Consider the following 18,147-nt stretch of genomic DNA (forward strand, 5'->3'; position numbering starts at 1 on the left):
ATGTCGGGGCCGGCGCCGCGTTCCCTGTTCGTGTCGTCCACGGCCTGGTCGCTGATCGTGCTCGGCGTGCTCATGCTCCTGCTGGCTTTGCTGACGGCATTGCTGTGGCTGATGCTGAGCGCCGTCGGCACCGAAGAAGTGCTGGCCGACATGCCGCTGTTCGCGATCCTGCCGCCGGCCCTGCAATGGCTGATGCGTCATCTTGGCGTCGCTGCGCTGGTCCTGTTCGTCACCGGCGTCGCCGCCATTCCGCTCGGCACCGGATTGAATCGGCGTCGCGAATGGGCACGCGCCGCCAGCGTCTGGATCTGCGTGGTGCTGGCCGTGCTGCATGCGATCGCAGTGCCCTGGCAGTGGTCGCAGTTGGCGGCATGGCACGCGTCCCTGACGGCCGATCTGCCGAGTTTCATCCGCGACGGCATCGATTCGATCTACTGGCCGACCCAGATCAGCAGTGCGCTCATGACTCTGGCGCTGGCCATTGCCCTGGCTTGGACGGCCCGGAGATTGGCCGACCCCGGTGTCCGGGCTGAATTCGCCGTCGAGCAAACATGAACATGATCAACGTCTTGGGGCAATCCTCGGACATCTAGGTCATCAGTAATGGTGTAATGGTGTTCCAATACACCTACTAAACCACTACAGTTTCTCCCGCACCCCAAACGCCGCCCATTCCGGGCGCGACACCAGGAGAACTGACGTGAACCACCGCCTGACTGCCCTTGCCCTCGCTACCGCCAGCCTGCTGCCGTTCGGCGTCGCGAATGCCGGACATTTCGATCACGACTGCGACGTGCGCGTCAACAGCGCCTACGACCTGCGCATCGGCAGCGACGGCCTGAGCTTCGCACCCGAAACCGGCAGTGGCGCCAAGATCCGCGTCGACGCCGGCCGGCTGTTCGTCGATGGCCGCGAAGTGTCGGTCAACGCCGCCGATCGCACCCGCCTGATGCGCTTCGAAGACGAAGTGCTGGGCATTCGCGAAGAAGCCATCGGCATCGCGCTGGAAGGCATCGAACTGGGACTGACCGCGGTGCGTGAAGTGAATGCCGCGTTCGAGGAAGACGCGGACCGCATCGATGATTTCAATCATCGTCTCGACAAGATCCGTGTCGAGATGGTCAAGGCGGTGCGCAGCGACCTTTCGCATGGCCGCCCGACCGACGAGGAAATCGATCGTGTCGTCGACAAGGTGGTCGAGCCGCTGGTGAAGGAACTGGTCGCCTCGATCGCCGCGAACGTGGCCGGTGACGCCATCGCGATGGCGCTCTCGGGCGACGAGTCGCGCGCCAAGGAGATCGAGGCCAAGGCCAAGCGCCTTGAACGCACGATCGAGGACAAGGTCGAAGGTGCTGCCAAGAAACTCGAAGCCCGCGCCAAGGACCTCTGCCCGCGCGTGCAGGCACTGGCCGAACTCAATGCCGGCTTCGAAGTCGAAGTCGCCAACGGCAGCAAGCTTGATTTGATGTAATCCCGATCACGCCGATGGTCCACCGACGGCCCGCGCAATGCGGGCCGTTTGCGTATCCGGTCGCGCGATGCGCCGCGCTGATGCAGTGACTTCTGTGTGTTGCCGGCAGTGGGTGGGCGTGGCATGGTCCCGGCTTCTTCGCGGAGCACGGCCGATGACCACGGAAGACACGATGCAGGTGCCAGCGGATGTGGATGTGCCGCCGGCTGAAACGACGTTGGCCGAGACGCCGCCGTTGCCGGTGGACCAATCGCCGCCACGTTGGGTGCGGATCATGCGCAATCCGTTGCTGCGGATCCTGATCTTCATCGCGATGACGGTGGCCTTCAGTCTGCTGGTGCGCTGGGTGACCGGCACGCATCGCACCGGTCTCCGCGGCATGGCGACGGCATCACCACTGGCGCTGTGCGGTCAGGTGCTGATGGCGTCTTTGCCCATCATTCTCGCTTACGTGCTGCTGGTACGTGCGATCGAAGGTCGGCGGATCGACGAACTGGCATGGCGCAAGTTGCTGCCGCATTCGGCCCTGGGTCTGCTGGCAGGCGCCGGCCTGATGGGCTTGGCGGCAGCCTTGATGGCCGCGTTCGGCAGCTATCGCATCGAGGGCGTCAATGCATCGGCGAACCTCTGGTTTCCGCTGTTGATGGTCGGCATCGTGCCCGGCATCACCGAGGAGCTGATCTTCCGTGGCGTATTGTTCCGCGTCGTCGAGGATGCGCTCGGCACCTGGATCGCCATCGCGATTTCCGGCGCATTCTTCGGGCTCGTCCACTTCGGCAATCCGAACGCGACCTGGTGGAGCAGCGCCGCCATCGCGCTCGAAGCCGGCATCCTGCTCGGCATGCTCTACGCGTGGACACGTTCGCTGTACTTCGTCATGGGCCTGCACGCCGCGTGGAATTTCACGCAGGGCGGCGTGCTCGGCATTGCGGTCTCCGGCTTCGAACTGCCCAGCCTGTTTCAGGCGAAGACGCAGGGTCCGGAATGGCTGTCGGGCGGCGAGTTCGGCGCCGAGGCGTCCTTGCTCACCGTCCTGCTCTGCCTCGCGCTGTCGATCTTCGCGACCCGGCGCGCGTTGGCCGCCGGGCGCCTCCGCAAGCCTTACTGGTCGCGGGTCACGCCCATTCCGACAGACCTTCCCGCGCATACAGTGTCTTGAACGAGGGTCGCGCCTTCATCGACGCGACGAACATCGCGAGATACGGCCATTCGGTCGCCGGCTTCGGCATGTTGCGCGACCAGCGGCACAGCATGAACAGGAAGAAATCGGCTGCGGTGAGTTGTGCGCCGCAGACATAGGGCCCGTTCTGTTCGAGGTGCGCATTGACGCGGTCCCACATCCCCTCGATGCGCAGGCGCGCACTCGCCTTCACCGCGTCGGTCGCTGACTCGCCGGCCGGTTCCTCCGGATAAAACCAGGCGCGGAACGGCGGCTGCAGGCCGTTCGCGAGCAGCAGAAACCATTGCAAGTAATCGCGGCGCGCGCGGCCGCCGTCACCGGGCACGAAGCGTGCCTGCGGATCCTGTTCGGCCAGCCACATCAGCATCGCGCTGGATTCGACCATCGGTTCGCCGTCGACGACCAGGGTCGGCACCACGCCGCCCGGATTGAGTTTCAGGTACTCCGGCGACTTCTGTTGCTTCGCATCGGTATCGACTTTCTCCAGCCGATGCTCGACGCCGAGTTCGATCAGGAACTGGTGCACGCACAAGCTGGCGGTGCCGGGGGCGTAGTAGAGGGTGAGCATGGGTGAACTCCGGAATGGGCGCCAGCGAAGCAGCTCGATGGCGCAATGGTAACTGCAGGCGCAGCGGCACTCAGCCGTCGAGCGACACCCGCTTGCGGTTGTCGCTGGAGACGCGGTCGATGAGCTTGTTGAGCGGGTCGATGCCGGCGTCGTAGGGCAGTTCATCGACGACGACCGTGATCTTGCCCTCGGGTTGGTCGATGCGGTGCTTCTTCAGGTACAGCACCTTTTCGTCCTTTTCCTCGGCGCCCTTGGCGCGCGCGAAGATGCCGATGTCGATGTCGTCGGCCAGCACGAGATCGCTCTCCTTGCCGATGCCGTCGGACAGTTTCTTCGAGGCTTTCCAGGCAATCGTCACTTCGTACTTGCCGTTGTCGAGCTTCCTCGCGGTCACTTCCTCGGCGCGGTTGTCGTAGAAGCTGATGCGCTCGAACAGGTCGGTGATCAGTTGCTGCTTGTCAGCCGGTGCGACGGCGCGGAACTCCGCGATCAGCTCCTTCGAGATCGTGTACGGCGGCTCCTGGAACTTCACCTTGGCGATGTAGTTGCGCAGCGCCAGATTGATGGCGTCGGCGCCGATCTCGTCCTTGAGGCGATACATCACCAGCGAACCCTTGCGATAGTGGACGTAGCCCTGACTGTCCTCGACGTGGTCGAGCGGCAGTTCCTCGATGACTTCGCCGCCACGGCCGCGCAGGTACGCATCGAGTTCGTACTTGAGGAACTTGCGCATCTTGTTTGCGCCGTACTCCCGCTCCATCACCATCAGGGCCGAATACTGCGCCATCGTCTCGCTCATCAGGGTCGCGCCCTGCGCATTGGCGCCGATCACCTGGTGTGCCCACCACTGGTGCGCAAGTTCATGCGCGGTGACGTAGAACACGTAGTCGACCGCGTCCTCGGCGTCGACATCGGCGATGAAGCCGATCGCTTCCGAATACGGAATCGTGTTCGGGAACGACTGCGCGAAGCTGGCGTAGCCCGGGAATTCGAGGATGCGGAACTGGCGATGCTGGTAGGGCCCGAAGTGCGTCGTGAAATAGTCCAGCGACTTCTTGCTGGACTCGATCATGCGGTCAACGTTGTACGGGTGCTTGCGGTCGTAATAAACCTCGATCGCGACATCGTGCCAGCGGTCCTTCTTCACGGCCCAGTCGGCGCTCAGGTAGGACCAGAAGCCGAGGATCGGTGCATCCATCTCGTAGCGGAAGCAGCGGCGGTCGGCACCGGCAGCGTCGTGATCGGACCACTCCCGTTGCAGGTAGCCGGGTGCCATCGCGATCTGGTCGGGGCTGGTACAGACCGTGCTCTTGAAGTCGAGCCAGTCGGAGTCGTCGCTGAGATAGCTCTCGGTCCGCGCGGCGGTCTCCAACTTCGGCATGCGCCGCGGATCGCCGAGTCCGCGTTCGCGGCGTTCGTTGCGGTCCTGGATTTCGAGACCGGCCTGGTATCCGAACTGCGGGAAATAGGCGAGGTTGTCGAAGAACGTCCCGTTGTGATGGATGCGCCCGGCCTGTCCGTTGTTGGTGAAGCCCGGATTGCGGATGTCGATGCGATAGCCGAAGTCGAATTCGGCGCCGGGCGGCAAGGGCGTCGCAAACGCGTAGACGCGCATGCCGTTGGCAGGATCGTCCTGCTTCAGGGTGGCACCCGGCACATCCAGCACGACGTCGCCGCGGTCCGGGTCGCCGAACACCAGCAATTCCGGGATCGGCTGGGTCGTCTTGTTCTTCATCCGGTAGTGGCCGTCGATGGTGACGCGACGTTCGGACGGATAGATCTGCACGATGTTGTCGGTGGCGATGATGCGCGGCTGCGCGACGTTTTCGGCCTTGCGCCAGGTGGTCTCGTAGCGCGCCTGTTCATCGAGCGCGGTGTCGCTGGCCTGATAGCGGTTCAGCACCGTCGTGTTGTAGAGGATCCAGGCGCCGACCGCGATCGTCGCGACAACGCCCACGCCGAGCAGCAGGGCGGGACGGCCGGCGAGGCGCGATTTCGCGATCGCGACGCGAGCCCGGAACGGTTCCGGCGTACCGCGCACCCAGAAGGCGGCCGCGATCAGCAACGCGCACAACGTGAACAGGGTCCAGTAGCCCTCGAACCAGAACCAGCCCTTGAGGAAATGGCCGTAGCCGTTCATGTCCGAATACGGAATCGCCGGCGTACCGGCGAACGACACCAGGTTGTGGTCGAAATCGAGCGTGCCCAACACCATCCACGACACCATGATCGCGATCGTCGCGAGGTAGCCGACGAACTTGTGATTGGTCAGGGTCTGGAACACGATGGCCAGCCAGCCGGTCAGGATGAACAAGCCCGATGCAAGCGCCAGTCCCTTCAGGTACAGCAGCGGTTCGAGCTGGGTGTAGCCCTTGATCAGCTGGTAACCCATGCACCAGAGTGCGGCGGCGAGCATGAACACGGCGACCACCGCGACCAGGGCGCTGGCCTTCGCCGCGAGCGGTACCCAGTTCGGCACCGGAAAGGCGTCGATGACGCCGTCGAGCTTGGCGGAGCGTTCGCGCCAGACCAGTTCGCCGGCGTAGAACATCACCACGACCATCAGGATCCACGTATAGGACTCCTGGATCGACGTCAGCATCGTCGCCGTGACCGGATACAGCGGCGTGTCGTACATCGGTCCGGGTGCGCTCAGTGAACCGACGAGGTTCAGCAGCCCGAACGCGACCATGATCAGGAACGGCACCGAGAACAGCACGTGCAGGGTGTCGAAGCGCGTCTGCTTGAGGTACTGGCGGAACGCGCTGGCATCGCGCGGCGGCGTCGCTGCAACACCGCGAATCGGCGATGCCGGTGCAACCGACTCGCGTATCGCAGCCTTCTTCGCCCGCTGGAACCACGGCTTGGCGGCGCTGGTGCCGGCGCGCTGTGCACGGAACAGGCGCAGGGTCACGATGATCAGCAGCAGCGCGATGGCGAGCCACAGCGCGCGATTGGCGAGGATGTAATTGCCGAGTTCGGGCAGCAGGGTGTTGCGATCTTCCGCGGTCCAGTACTGCGTGGTCCGGCTCAGCGCACGGCCGCCGAACGGATCGGCCAGCGCGCCAATCCACTGATTGTCGAGGTCGCGCGTATACGAACCCGCGACGCCCCACATCACCAGGAAGGCCATGATCGCGAGATAGACGCCAAGCATCGACCGCATCAGCGCCGCGAACAGCAGGATCAGGGCGCTGCTGAACACCAGGTTCGGAATCACGAACACCGCGAGACCATAGAGATAAGGCAGGAGCGAGAACGGGCCGAGACGCGCCGGGTCGATCCATGGCATCGCGGCGCCGACCAGCATGGCCAGCGCGATGCCGAGATAGATCGCGAGCGCCGCGATGATGCCGGCGGTATAGCGGCCGAGCAGGTAGGAGCGTGCGCCGATCGGCTTCGAGAAGAACAGCTCCGAGGTACCCATTTCAAAGTCGCGCAGCAAGGTGCCGCCGACGAACGCGCCGGAAATGAACAGGCCGAGGATCGTAAAGATATTCAGCCATTGCACGACCACGAACGGCGCGTTGCGATGCACGTTGCCGATCGAGCCGCCGATCTGCACCGAGTCGGACGTGGTCGCGCCGAAGGCCAGGAAAGCGAACGCGGCGATACCGATCCACAGCAGCGGCTGACGCAACTGGTAGCGCAGGTCGAACTTCAGGAACTCAGTGAACATGGGTCGTCCTCAGGCCGCGAGCGACGCGCGGTGGCGCGTCAACTGGCCGAAGTACACGTCTTCCAGCCCCGCGGCGACCTGTTCGAAGCCCGGCTCCGGCTGCGTGTCCGACAGCACGTGCACCACCGGGCGACCGCCGACCAGGCGCGTCGACAACACCGTGAGGCGCAGTTGCACATCGGGCAACTCGTCCTTGCTCACCACCTTCTTCCATACCCGGCCATCGAGCGAGCGGATCGCCTCCAGCGGCTCCCCGGTCAGCAGCACCTGGCCCTGATTGATGATGGCCATGCGCGGACACAGGTCGGTCACGTCCTCGACGATGTGGGTCGACAGGATCACCACCACGTTCTCGCCGATTTCGGCCAGCAGGTTGAGGAAGCGGTTGCGCTCCTCGGGATCGAGGCCTGCGGTCGGTTCATCGACGATCACCAGGCGCGGCGATCCGATCAGCGCCTGGGCGATGCCGAAGCGCTGGCGCATGCCGCCGGAAAAGCCGCCGAGCTTCTGCTTGCGCACGTTCCACAGGTTCACCTGTTGCAGCAGCGAGGCCACGACATCCTTGCGTTCGCGACCATTCGTGTAGCCCTTCAAGGCGGCGAAATGGTCGAGCAGGTCTTCGGCCGACACTTTCGGATAGACGCCGAAATCCTGCGGCAGGTAACCGAGCACCCGGCGCACCGCATCCTTGTCGCGCAGCACGTCGATCTCGTCGAGCTTCGCCTCGCCGCTGTCCGCTTCCTGCAGCGTTGCCAACGTGCGCATCAGGCTCGATTTGCCGGCCCCGTTCGGGCCGAGCAGGCCGAACATGCCCTTGGGAATGTCGAGCGTGACCGATTTCAGCGCCTGAACGCCATTCGGATAGGTCTTCGAGAGGTTTCGAATCGTGAGCATGGCGGCGAGTCCGGAATGGGGTGGGTTGAAGTCGACTCCTGATCATTCCCGGTCCGACTGAAACCGGCATCTGCCCAAGGTCACGAAGCGTTACAAGGGAACGGCGCGCCTCAGCGCGCAAATTCCCGTGCCAGCAGGCCGTAATAGACGACGTCCTGGATCTCGCCGTTGTAGATGTAGCGCTCGCGCAGCACGCCTTCGCGCTGGAAGCCGGCCTTCTCGATGACCTGGATCGAGGCGTGGTTGCGCGGGTCGATGTCGGCCTCGATGCGGCGCAGACCCAGATGCTCGAAGCCGAATTGGCAGGTCCGGCGCACCGCTTCGGCGGCGTAGCCATTGCCCCAGTGCGCCGAGCCGAGCGCGTAGCCGATCTCGCCGGTGCGGTGCGGGCCATCGAGCCGGAACAGCGAGGTCGTGCCGATCAGTCGGTCATTGCCGCGGCGCGTGATCGCCCATTTGAATCCGGTGCGTTCGGTGAACTGCTGTTCGATCGCGGCCAGATACGCTCGCGCTTCGGCGAGATCGCGCATCGGCGGCGTGCTCCAGTAGCGCATCACGTCCGGATCGGCGAACACGGCGTAGAGGTCGGGCAGGTCATCCTCGCGGATCGGCCGCAGGTGCAGGCGCTCGGAGTCGAGCGAGGGCAGCGTGGCGAGGTCGGCGAGCAGCTTCGGCGATGCGGTGTCGGTCATGACTTTTTTCTCGATATTTGACCGACCAGTGTAGCGACCTTGGCGCCATCGTCACGATTTGTGGCTAGCATCGTCCTCCCCCAACGAGGAGTGACGCCGATGAAAGTGCTCTATACCGCCCACGCCACGGCCGATGGTGGCCGCGATGGCGCCGTGAAGTCGTCCGACGGCATGATCGACGTGAAACTCAACAAGCCGAAGGCGCTGGGCGGCAGCGAGGCGCCGGGCACGACCAATCCCGAGCAGTTGTTCGCCAGCGGCTATTCCGCGTGTTTCGCCGGTGCGGTGGCGTTCGTCGCGGCCCAGAAGAAGGTTGCGCTGAACGGCATCTTCGTTACCGCCCATGTCGACATCGGTTTGCTCGAAGCCGGCGGCCTCGGCCTGGGTGCCCAACTCGACGTGCGCCTTCCGGGCATCGACGCCGCGGTTGCGCAGGAGTTGATCGAGGCCGCGCATCAGGTCTGTCCGTATTCGAAGGCCACCCGCAACAACATCGACGTGAAGCTCAGCGTCGTCGACTGAGGTTTTCGGCGAGTCAAACGCCTGTGGCTTCCCGTTGCACCGGGAAGCCGCAACAATGTCGGCCTGTCTTGCCCCACTCTGGGGCAGCGCCTGGATGGAGGAGTCATGGCCGATCTGAAGGAAGCCCGCGTCCCGGATCTCGGGGGCAGCAGCGAGGTGCCGGTCATCGAGTTGCTGGTCAAGGTCGGCGACACGGTGAAGAAGGACCAGGGTCTGGTCACGCTCGAATCCGACAAGGCGACGATGGAAGTGCCCTCGGCCTTCGCCGGCGTCGTGCGCGAAATCAAGGTCAAGCTCGGCGACGCACTGTCCGAAGGTTCGCTGGTGGCGATCATCGAAGCCGATGCTGCGCCTGTAGGAGCGAGCCCCGGCTCGCGACCGACGCCGGCAGCGCCCGCGCCGTTGCCCGCACCGGCACCGGCACCGGCACCGGCACCGGCCACAACGGGTCGCGAGCCGGGGCTCGCTCCTACACCGGTGGCTGCGGCCCATAGCCACGACGCCACGCAACTGGCCGGCAATGCCTTGCCCTACGCCTCGCCGTCGGTGCGTCTGTTCGCGCGCGAACTCGGGGTCGATCTGACGAAGCTGACGGGCAGCGCACGCGGCGGGCGAATCAGCAAGGAAGATGTGCAGAACTACGTCAAGGCGGCGCTGGCAAAACCGGCTGCAGCGGCTGCGAGTGGCGGCGGTCTTGGCCTGAATCTGCTGCCGTGGCCGAATGTCGATTTCAGCAAGTTCGGTGCGATCGAGACGAAGCCGCTGGCGCGCATCAAGAAGATTTCCGGCGCGAACCTCGCGCGCAACTGGGCGATGATTCCGCACGTCACCCAGTTCGACGACGCCGACATCACCGAACTCGAAGCCTTCCGCGTCCAGCTCAACAAGGAAAACGAGAAGGCGGGGCTGAAGCTCACCATGCTCGCCTTCCTGATGAAGGCCGCGGTCGCCGGCCTGAAGAAATTTCCGGACTTCAATGCCTCGCTCGATGCGAGCGGCGAGCACCTGACGCTCAAGCAGTATTTCCACGTCGGCTTCGCCGCCGATACGCCGAATGGCCTGGTCGTGCCGGTGATCCGCGATGTCGACCAGAAGGGCGTGTTCGCGCTCGCGAAGGAAACCTCCGAACTCGCCGCGAAGGCGCGCGAAGGCAAGCTCGCCCCTGCGGACATGCAGGGCGGCTGCTTCTCGATCAGCTCGCTCGGCGGCATCGGCGGCACGGCCTTCACGCCGATCATCAATGCCCCGGAAGTCGCCATCCTCGGCGTCTCCAAGTCGTCGCTGAAGCCGGTCTGGAACGGCAGCAGCTTCGAGCCGCGCCTGATGCTGCCGCTGTCGCTCTCGTATGACCACCGCGTCATCGACGGCGCCGCCGCCGCGCGCTTTACCGCATTCCTTGCGCAACTGCTCGCCGATTTCCGGCGGGCGATGCTCTGAGTCGGAGACACTGCGATGGCGAACACGATCGAAGTGAAAGTCCCCGACCTTGGCGGCAGCAGCGAGGTGCCGGTGATCGAGGTGCTGGTCAAGGTTGGCGACGCGATCAAGAAGGACCAGGGTCTGGTCACGCTGGAATCGGACAAGGCGACGATGGAAGTGCCGTCGAGCGCGGCCGGCGTCGTGCGCGAGTTGCGCGTGAAGCTCGGCGACAAGTTGAGCGAGGGCATGCTGGTGGCGGTGTTGGAATCGGCCGACACCGCCCCTGTAGGAGCGCCCTTGGGCGCGACCGTCAGCCCGACGCCGACCTCGACATCCGCGAATCCCGCGACGGCGCCACAGGTCGTCGCGGCACCTGTCGCGCCCAAGGGCGCTCCTACACAGAGCATCGCGGCTTCCGCCGCTCCCACCGGCCGCAAGGCCGATCTCGAGTGCCAGATCGTCGTGATTGGCGCAGGGCCGGGGGGATACAGCGCGGCGTTCCGCGCGGCGGACCTCGACCAGAACGTGGTGCTGATCGAGCGTTATGCCGAACTCGGTGGCGTCTGCCTCAACGTCGGCTGCATCCCGTCGAAGGCGCTGCTGCACGCCGCGAAGGTGATCGACGAAGCCAGTCATGCGTCGGACTACGGCATCTCGTTCGGAGCGCCGAAGATCGAGCTCGACAAGCTGCGTGCCTACAAGGAAAAGGTCGTGAAGACCTTGAATGCCGGTCTCGCCGGCATGTCGAAACAGCGCAAGGTCACGCGCGTCACCGGCGTCGCGACCTTCGTTTCGGCGAACGAGGTGGAAGTCGCGACGGCCGACGGCGCCAAGCTCGTGCGTTTCGAGAAGGCGATCATCGCGGCCGGTTCGCAGCCGGTGAAACTGCCTGGCCTGCGTTGGGACGATGCGCGCGTGATGGACTCGACCGATGCCCTGGCGCTCGCCGATATCCCGAAACGCCTGCTCGTCATTGGCGGCGGCATCATCGGTCTGGAAATGGCCTGCGTGTTCGATGCATTGGGCTCGGAAGTCACCGTGGTCGAACTCGCCGATCAATTGATGCCGGGCGCCGACCTCGACCTCGTCAAGCCGCTGCAGACCCGTCTCGCCAAGCGTTACGCCGGCATCCATCTGAAGACCAAGGTCACCGCGCTCGATGCGCAGAAGGACGGCCTGCACGCCACCTTCGAAGGCGAGTCGATGCCGAAGACGACGGTGTTCGATCGCGTGTTGTGTGCGGTCGGGCGCACGCCGAACGGCAAGAAACTCAACGCCGACGCAGCGGGTGTGAACGTCGATGCGCGCGGCTTCATCGCCGTCGACAAGCAGATGCGCACGAATGTGCCGCACATCTTTGCGATCGGTGACATCGTCGGTCAGCCGATGCTGGCGCACAAGGCCACGCACGAAGCGAAAGTCGCTGCGGAGAATGCCAGCGGACACAAGAGCGAATTCGTCGCGCGGGTGATCCCGAGCGTCGCCTACACCGATCCGGAAATCGCCTGGGTCGGACTTACCGAAACCGAAGCGAAGGCCAAGGGCATCGCCTACGGCAAGGGCGTGTTCCCGTGGGCGGCGTCGGGTCGCGCCATCGGCATCGGTCGTACCGAAGGCTTCACCAAGATGCTATACGACGAAACCACGCATCGCGTGATCGGCGTCGGTATCGTCGGTCCGCATGCCGGTGACCTGATCTCCGAAGCCGCACTCGCGATCGAGATGCAGGCCGAGATTGCCGATGTCGGATTGACCATTCACCCACACCCGACGCTCGGCGAAACCATGGGTCTCGCGGCTGAAGTCTGCGAAGGCACGGTGACGGATCTGTACATCCCGAAGAAGCGTTGAATACCGCCCCGGCGGTTGTTGGCCGGGGCGAGCATCCAAGGATTATTCGAAGCCAGTCGCCAGGATCGCGTCGGCTTTCTGGATCAGCAGTTGATCAGCGGTTTGATAGGGACTGGTCGAGACCACGATCGGTGTCAGCGACACGATCTCGTAACCGGCCTGGGCCAGCGCGTTGATCGTGCCGGACAGGTTCGGGCCGCAATCGAACACGGTGTTCTGGTTCGGAGGCGTCGCCGCACCGAGGTCCATCGCCGGTGATCGGCAGATCTCCGCGTGCGCGCCGCCGGTCAGGCCGAGCAGGAGCAGGAGCGAGCTGGCTCTCATGGCTTCTGGATGATGAGCTGATCGGCTTGCGTGGTCTGCGAGGTGGTGACCGGCGTCAGTTGCACGATGCGCCAGCCGTCGGCCGCGAGTTGCGGCAGGGTCTTGTTGCCGGCCTGCGGACAGTTGAACACCGTGCTGTTGCTGGGCGGTGAATTCGCGCCCAGTGCCTGGTTCGGGCCGTAGCAGAGGTCGGCTTGCCCGGCCGATGCGCCGGTGGCGATGAACAGGGTGGACAGGACGAGGCTGTTGCGAGTCATGCGGGAGACTTCCTTGGCTGCGACGATATTGTCGCCCGCAGATGGTCGCACTGTGCCCGCGCCTGCGGCGTCGCATTTCCTGCGCATCGACGTGACCTGAATCGCAGTTCAGCGCGATAACGTCGCGTTAACCACGGGCGTGGTCCCCTGTTCCTCCATGACGCGGTCCCCGGCGTGATGGTCGACTCGGAGACACCGATATGAGCGAGCACATCTATACCTTCGGCGTCGAGGAAGAATTCTTCCTTGCGCACATCGACAGCGGTGCCATTGCGACCCGCGTTCCGACATCGTTCCAGAAGGATGTCGCGCGCCAGCTCGGCGACCGCGCCAGCCATGAGCTGATGCAGTCGCAGATCGAAATGGTGACGCCGGTGTGTGTCGATGGCACGACACTGGCGAGCTCGGTGATCGACAGCCGGCGCGTGGTCGATGCGATCGCGCGCCGGCATGGCCTGGGGCTGGTGTCGGCCGGTACGCATCCGCTGGCGGAATGGCGCGAGCAGAACCTGACGCAGAAGCCGCGCTACCGGCAATTGGTCTCGGACTTCCAGATCATCGGACGGCGCAACCTGCTGTGCGGCTTGCACGTGCATGTGGCGCCGCCGCCGGATCAGGATCGCGTCGACGTGATGAATCGCATTCTCGCGTTCACGCCGATCTTCCTCGCGCTGTCCTGTTCGTCGCCGTTCTGGAACCGCCAGGGCACCGGCCTGATGAGTTATCGCCAGGCTGCCTATGACGAATGGCCGCGCACGGGCATACCCGAATTCTTCAATGGCGAAGCCGACTACAACGCCTTCGTGCACCAGCTGGTGCAGGCCGGCGTGATCGAGAATGCGAGTTTCCTGTGGTGGGCGGCGCGCGTGTCGGCGAAATATCCGACCATCGAACTGCGCATTGCCGATGCCTGCACCGATGTTCGCGACGCGCTCTGCATTGCTCAGCTTTTTCGCTGCCTGGTGCGCGCCGCGGTCAGGCTGCCGGCGCTCGGCCGGGCCCGCGTCTCGACGACGCGCCTGCTGATCGAGGAGAACCGCTGGCAAGCGAAACGACACGGCATCGCGGCGCACTTCATCGACGAAACCGGTGCCGCCGGACGGATGTCGTTCGGTGACCGTCTGGCGCAGTTCTTCGTGCTGATCGAAGAGGATGTCGCGCACTTCGACTGTGCCGATGCGGTGGAACAGGCGCGCCACATCCTTGCGCGTGGTACCAGCGCCGACCTGCAAGTGGCCGAGTTCAAGCGTGCCCGCGACCAGGGCGCGACGCGTGCGGAAGCCTGTCGCGAGGTCGCGCGCTGGCTGGCGGCGCATTCGGTGCCGGCGCATACTTCGGCACCGTTCCGACCGGAACTGTCGCCGCAACCGAGTGCATGAGTGACCGTGTCCCGCTGATCGCCATTTCCCCGCGACTGTTGCACCAGGTGCCGAGCGAACTCGGTTTCCGCGGCAAGAAACTGCAATTCCTTGAACAGTCGGTATCGCACTGGCTGTCGCATGCCGGCGCCATCGTCGCGATGGTGCCGACGATCGAGCGCGGCGGCGAATTGCGCCGTGCCGATCTCGATGTCGACGGCATCGCCGCACGTTTCGACGGGCTGTTCCTGCAAGGCGGTGCCGATCTCGATCCGCGCCTGTACGGCGAGGAGACGCGGCCGTGCACGATGGGTGTCGACGCCGTCCGCGACCGCTTCGAGCTCGATCTGCTGCGCGCCTTCGAACGCGCCGGAAAGCCCGTGCTCGGCATCTGCCGCGGCATGCAACTGATCAACATCGCGTTCGGTGGCAGCCTGCATCAGGATTTGCTGCTCGACGGCGTCACCACCGAATCGCATGTCATCAGCGAACGCTACGACGAACACGGTCACGCGATGACGATCCGCGATGGCGGCCGCTTCGCCGACTGGTACGGCGCCGGCCGCCGCTTCCGGATCAACTCGATCCACCACCAGGCCGCAAAGGTGGTGGCGCCCGGCTTCGTCGTCGAGGCCCAGGCCGACGATGGCGTGATCGAAGCGATCGCGTGCCAGGACCGCGCGCGTTTCGTCGTCGGGGTGCAATGGCACCCGGAATTCCATGATGGTCGCGATCCCCAGTGGATGGACCGCGGCCCACTGATGCAGGCGTTTCTCGCAGCCTGCGCGCGTTGACTGGCCCTCTCTTTCGTCGGGTTCGCAGCCCGGGTGCCGCCGCTATGGTCGCGTCACTTGGACGGGAGCAGGCAGTGAGCGGACGTTGGATGATTGGCGCGTGGGCATGGATGGTGGCGGGCGCAGTCCAGGCCTCATGCTCGGTGTCCAGTACGACCCAGTGGTGTTTCGACCTGGCGCAGTCTCCGGTGGCGTTCGGCGATTCGCCGGTGGCCGACGGATTGTTGGGGACCGCGCTGGCATCGGGCGACTTCGACGGCGATGGCGAACGCGATCTCGCCATGGGCCAACCCGAACCCGGCACGGCCGACGGCGGCAAGGTATTCATCCTGTACGGCAACGGCAGCTATCCGCGCGCGACATCCACGAGTTACGAGCGCGTCGATGGACTGGCTGGCAACGATCGATTCGCCGTGAGCAGCGTCCGCAATGCCGAAACCGGGGCAAGCCTGACGGTCGGCGACCTCAATCGGGATGGCGTCGACGACCTGCTGGTCGGAGCGCCCGGCCACGACGTATCGAGCGATCGTTGTTCCAACCTGGTCGACGAACGATGCCCTGATCTCGGTGGTGTCTTCGTGGTGCTGTCGACGGCCAACGGCGACCCGCGCAGCAAGCAATTCGGAGCGGCGCCCTTTCTGGCCCATCAATGCTTCACCTTTCCCGACGTGGTCCACGACGGACTCGCCTTCGGTGCCGCGATGACGCTTGCGCGCGGCGTCTTGTACGTCGGTGCCCCCGGCGTCGGTCTGAACCTGGACGAGGATGCCGGCTTCGTCTGTGAACTGAGTTCGCCGCGAGCCACCGCGACCACGGTGTCGTTCCAGGAGGAATCCGCGTTCTATCCGAGCTTCCAGACCACGCCGAATCGCCGTGCCCAGGTCGGTGCTGCGTTGGCGGTTGGCCGGTTCGGTCATCCATTCCTCGCGATTGGTGCGCCCTACGCCGACAACGGCGGTTTCAGCGAGGTCGGTATTCCGATCCTGGTGGATGACGGTGGCATCAACCCGGCTCCGACGGGCTTCTATTCGCAGCACATTTCCTGGGCCCCTGCCGGCAGCGGCGATGATGACCATTTCGGTTCGGCGATGGCCTCGGGTGACTTCGACGGTGATGGCGACGAGGACCTGGTGTTTGCGGCACCGGACAAGAATGCCGGCGCTACCGATGCCGGCCGGCTGTATCTGCTGCGCAACGATACCGGCAGCACGCTCAGCAGCCCCTTGTCGATGACCCCGGATGGATTGATCAACCAGGGTGATCTCGCCGGCCAGACCGCAGAGGCGGGTGATCGCTTCGGTGCCGCCATGGCCGCGGGATACGTGAACGCCGATGGTTATGCCGATCTGATCGTCGGTGCGCCGGGTGAAACGGTGTCGGGCAGCGGGCTGAGCAACGAGGGATTCGTCTACGTGCTGTTCGGCAGTGCCGGCGGCCTGACCACCACGGGGTTCAGGAGCTTTCGCGCGCTCGATATCGGCGGCACCACGACGAGCGACATGTTGTTCGGTACCAGCGTGCTCGCCGCCGACTACAACCGCGACGGTCTCGATGACATCGTCGTGGCCGCGCCGCAGCAGGACGTGGCCGGCGAAACCGATGCCGGGCGCATCTACATCATGCGTTTCGACGACCTCGGCAGCGGCGGCGTCAATCTCGCCAGCGATTTCACCGGCACGACCAACAACGCGGGCGCGCCGGTGCCGCGCGACCAGCCGATTTTCGACCGCGTCGAACTCGATTTTCTGGCCGGGCCGGTGCAGCGTCTGGACCAGCTGAACATCGAGTTGACCTACTCGGCCGGATTTTCGTTCGGCGTCGGCAGCAACATTGGCTGGACCTGCACGCCGAGCGTGGTCGAGGCGACCGATCCGGATCGGGTGATGCGCTGCCGCCGCTCTGAACCGATCGCGGTCGGCGAGTCCGCGCCGGCGATCCTCGTCAGCGCGACCCTGCCCTCGGGCAACACCAGCCAGATCACCCAGCTGGTGCGAACCGCCACGGTCTCCTCGGACGTGTTCGACGGGGTGCCCGCGAACAACAGCGTGACCCTGACCGCGACCCTGGCCGCGAATCCGCAGTTGTTTGCCGACGGCTTCGAATAAGGCCTCGCCACAGGCTGGCCAGACGCCGCACAATCGCGGCATGAGCAGGACACCGAAATCGCAGGCGCGCCGAGTCGCGCCGTCGACACCACGCACGCCGGACGCACGTTCCGCGGCAGTCGCGCCAACGACTGCTGCGCCGCCGCGTGACTGGCGCGAGCGTGCGCGCAACTACGCGTTGCTGATGCGCCTCGACAAACCGGTCGGCTGGCTGCTGTTGCTGTGGCCGACCTACTGGGGCCTGTGGGCCGCTGCGAAGGGGAGGCCGGACTGGTCGTTGCTGGTGATCTTCAGCCTGGGCGTGATCGTCATGCGTTCGGCCGGCTGCGTAATCAACGACTACGCGGATCGCTGGCTCGATGGTCGAGTGAAGCGGACGGCGCAACGCCCGCTCGTCGATGGCCGCGTCGCCCCGCGCGAGGCACTGATGGTGTTCGCCGCGCTGATGCTGGTCGCATTGGTCCTGGTCGCGTTCACCAATACGCTCACCATTCAACTCGCCTTCGTCGGCGCCGCACTTGCGATCGCTTATCCGTACCTCAAGCGCCACACGCACCTGCCGCAACTCTGGCTCGGTGCCGCGTTCGGCTGGTCGGTGCCTATGGCCTACGCGGCGCAGAAGGGCGAGGTCGACCCGATCGCGTGGCTGCTGTTCCTCGCCAACGTGTTGTGGAGCACCGCCTACGACACGTTGTACGCGATGGTCGACCGCGACGATGACCTCAAGGCCGGGGCAAAGTCCACGGCCATCCTGTTCGACGACATGGACCTCGTCGCCGTCGGCCTGATCCACGCCGGTTTCCTGTACGCGATGTGGCTGGTCGGCACCCGCCTGCAACTCGGCAATACCTACATCGTCGGCTGGAGCGCCGCGCTCGCGATCATCGCGCTGCAGCACTGGATCGCCCGCAGCCGCCAGCGCGACGACTGCTTTCGTGCCTTTAGGCTCAGCCACTGGGCGGGTGCGGCGCTGTGGGTGGGCATGGCGGTGGACTTTGCGCGCGCCACGGTCGAGGCCGTCTAGAACGCGACG

At 65.0% G+C, this 18,147-nt stretch carries 16 protein-coding genes; 10 read left to right on the top strand and 6 right to left on the bottom strand.

The features are described from left to right. The 3 genes from IPP28_03730 to IPP28_03740 all read left to right on the top strand — a co-directional run bounded on the left by IPP28_03730 (position 1) and on the right by IPP28_03740 (position 2,630). Positions 1–555 carry a hypothetical protein gene (locus IPP28_03730; GenBank protein MBL0040160.1) on the top strand — a complete coding sequence of 185 codons (555 nt, stop codon included), beginning with the start codon at positions 1–3 and terminating at the stop codon, positions 553–555. A gap of 145 nt (positions 556–700) precedes the next feature. Next, the gene (locus IPP28_03735) at positions 701–1,471 is read left to right on the top strand and encodes a DUF2884 family protein (GenBank protein MBL0040161.1); all 771 of its coding nucleotides are present in this window, start codon (positions 701–703) and stop codon (positions 1,469–1,471) included. Between the two features lie 154 nt (positions 1,472–1,625). Continuing rightward, positions 1,626–2,630, top strand: coding sequence for a CPBP family intramembrane metalloprotease (locus IPP28_03740; GenBank protein ID MBL0040162.1), 1,005 nt, complete (start codon positions 1,626–1,628; stop codon positions 2,628–2,630). On the opposite strand, the gene IPP28_03745 is transcribed toward IPP28_03740, so the two are convergent. From IPP28_03745 to IPP28_03760, 4 genes are all read right to left on the bottom strand, one after another. Beyond that, positions 2,587–3,219 (bottom strand): glutathione S-transferase family protein, encoded by a 633-nt coding sequence (locus IPP28_03745; GenBank protein MBL0040163.1) that lies wholly within the window; start codon positions 3,217–3,219, stop codon positions 2,587–2,589. The genes IPP28_03740 and IPP28_03745 overlap by 44 nt on opposite strands. Before the next feature lie 70 nt (positions 3,220–3,289). After that, positions 3,290–6,898 (bottom strand): hypothetical protein, encoded by a 3,609-nt coding sequence (locus IPP28_03750; protein ID MBL0040164.1) that lies wholly within the window; start codon positions 6,896–6,898, stop codon positions 3,290–3,292. A 9-nt stretch (positions 6,899–6,907) separates the two neighbouring features. Next, positions 6,908–7,792 (bottom strand): ABC transporter ATP-binding protein, encoded by an 885-nt coding sequence (locus IPP28_03755; GenBank protein MBL0040165.1) that lies wholly within the window; start codon positions 7,790–7,792, stop codon positions 6,908–6,910. Positions 7,793–7,902: 110 nt separating this feature from the next. Further along, on the bottom strand, positions 7,903–8,484 hold the full coding sequence (locus IPP28_03760) for a GNAT family N-acetyltransferase (protein MBL0040166.1): 582 nt from the start codon (positions 8,482–8,484) through the stop codon (positions 7,903–7,905). Positions 8,485–8,574: 90 nt separating this feature from the next. Between IPP28_03760 and IPP28_03765 the strand changes: the two genes are divergently transcribed. From IPP28_03765 to lpdA, 3 genes are all read left to right on the top strand, one after another. Beyond that, positions 8,575–9,006, top strand: a complete 432-nt coding sequence (locus tag IPP28_03765; GenBank protein MBL0040167.1) for an organic hydroperoxide resistance protein — start codon at positions 8,575–8,577, stop codon at positions 9,004–9,006. Positions 9,007–9,111: 105 nt separating this feature from the next. Further along, complete coding sequence (aceF, locus tag IPP28_03770) at positions 9,112–10,443, top strand: dihydrolipoyllysine-residue acetyltransferase (protein MBL0040168.1); 1,332 nt, start codon at positions 9,112–9,114, stop codon at positions 10,441–10,443. 15 nt (positions 10,444–10,458) lie between these two features. Then, complete coding sequence (gene lpdA, locus IPP28_03775; protein ID MBL0040169.1) at positions 10,459–12,276, top strand: dihydrolipoyl dehydrogenase; 1,818 nt, start codon at positions 10,459–10,461, stop codon at positions 12,274–12,276. A 42-nt stretch (positions 12,277–12,318) separates the two neighbouring features. Here lpdA and IPP28_03780 read toward each other — a convergent pair whose 3' ends face one another. Continuing rightward, positions 12,319–12,600, bottom strand: coding sequence for a hypothetical protein (locus tag IPP28_03780; protein ID MBL0040170.1), 282 nt, complete (start codon positions 12,598–12,600; stop codon positions 12,319–12,321). Next, complete coding sequence (locus IPP28_03785) at positions 12,597–12,857, bottom strand: hypothetical protein (protein ID MBL0040171.1); 261 nt, start codon at positions 12,855–12,857, stop codon at positions 12,597–12,599. Before IPP28_03785 ends, IPP28_03780 begins: the two co-directional genes overlap by 4 nt. Positions 12,858–13,057: 200 nt before the next feature. Here IPP28_03785 and IPP28_03790 point away from each other — a divergent pair, with 200 nt between their 5' ends. The 4 genes from IPP28_03790 (at position 13,058) to ubiA (ending at position 18,138) form a co-directional block, all read left to right on the top strand. Beyond that, positions 13,058–14,236: a carboxylate-amine ligase gene (locus tag IPP28_03790; GenBank protein ID MBL0040172.1), complete on the top strand. Its 1,179-nt coding sequence runs from the start codon at positions 13,058–13,060 to the stop codon at positions 14,234–14,236. Beyond that, positions 14,233–15,009: a gamma-glutamyl-gamma-aminobutyrate hydrolase family protein gene (locus IPP28_03795; protein ID MBL0040173.1), complete on the top strand. Its 777-nt coding sequence runs from the start codon at positions 14,233–14,235 to the stop codon at positions 15,007–15,009. The genes IPP28_03790 and IPP28_03795 overlap by 4 nt, the downstream gene beginning before the upstream one ends. Before the next feature lie 74 nt (positions 15,010–15,083). Further along, positions 15,084–17,114, top strand: a complete 2,031-nt coding sequence (locus IPP28_03800) for an FG-GAP repeat protein (GenBank protein ID MBL0040174.1) — start codon at positions 15,084–15,086, stop codon at positions 17,112–17,114. A gap of 40 nt (positions 17,115–17,154) precedes the next feature. After that, entirely contained in the window at positions 17,155–18,138 is a 984-nt protein-coding gene (ubiA, locus tag IPP28_03805; GenBank protein MBL0040175.1) for a 4-hydroxybenzoate octaprenyltransferase, read from the top strand. Positions 18,139–18,147: the final 9 nt, after the last annotated feature.

Source organism: Lysobacterales bacterium, assembly GCA_016721845.1.
Classification (GTDB): Bacteria; Pseudomonadota; Gammaproteobacteria; order Xanthomonadales; family Ahniellaceae; genus JADKHK01.

Bases quoted from the DNA above. Each gene is read 5' to 3' on its own strand.
- IPP28_03750 (MBL0040164.1), bottom strand. From the start codon at position 6,898: ATGTTCACTGAGTTCCTGAAGTTCGACCTGCGCTACCAGTTGCGTCAG.
- aceF (MBL0040168.1), top strand. From the start codon at position 9,112: ATGGCCGATCTGAAGGAAGCCCGCGTCCCGGATCTCGGGGGCAGCAGC.
- IPP28_03780 (MBL0040170.1), bottom strand. From the start codon at position 12,600: ATGAGAGCCAGCTCGCTCCTGCTCCTGCTCGGCCTGACCGGCGGCGCG.
- IPP28_03755 (MBL0040165.1), bottom strand. From the start codon at position 7,792: ATGCTCACGATTCGAAACCTCTCGAAGACCTATCCGAATGGCGTTCAG.
- IPP28_03790 (MBL0040172.1), top strand. From the start codon at position 13,058: ATGAGCGAGCACATCTATACCTTCGGCGTCGAGGAAGAATTCTTCCTT.
- lpdA (MBL0040169.1), top strand. From the start codon at position 10,459: ATGGCGAACACGATCGAAGTGAAAGTCCCCGACCTTGGCGGCAGCAGC.
- ubiA (MBL0040175.1), top strand. From the start codon at position 17,155: ATGAGCAGGACACCGAAATCGCAGGCGCGCCGAGTCGCGCCGTCGACA.
- IPP28_03795 (MBL0040173.1), top strand. From the start codon at position 14,233: ATGAGTGACCGTGTCCCGCTGATCGCCATTTCCCCGCGACTGTTGCAC.
- IPP28_03760 (MBL0040166.1), bottom strand. From the start codon at position 8,484: ATGACCGACACCGCATCGCCGAAGCTGCTCGCCGACCTCGCCACGCTG.
- IPP28_03785 (MBL0040171.1), bottom strand. From the start codon at position 12,857: ATGACTCGCAACAGCCTCGTCCTGTCCACCCTGTTCATCGCCACCGGC.
- IPP28_03740 (MBL0040162.1), top strand. From the start codon at position 1,626: ATGACCACGGAAGACACGATGCAGGTGCCAGCGGATGTGGATGTGCCG.
- IPP28_03730 (MBL0040160.1), top strand. From the start codon at position 1: ATGTCGGGGCCGGCGCCGCGTTCCCTGTTCGTGTCGTCCACGGCCTGG.
- IPP28_03745 (MBL0040163.1), bottom strand. From the start codon at position 3,219: ATGCTCACCCTCTACTACGCCCCCGGCACCGCCAGCTTGTGCGTGCAC.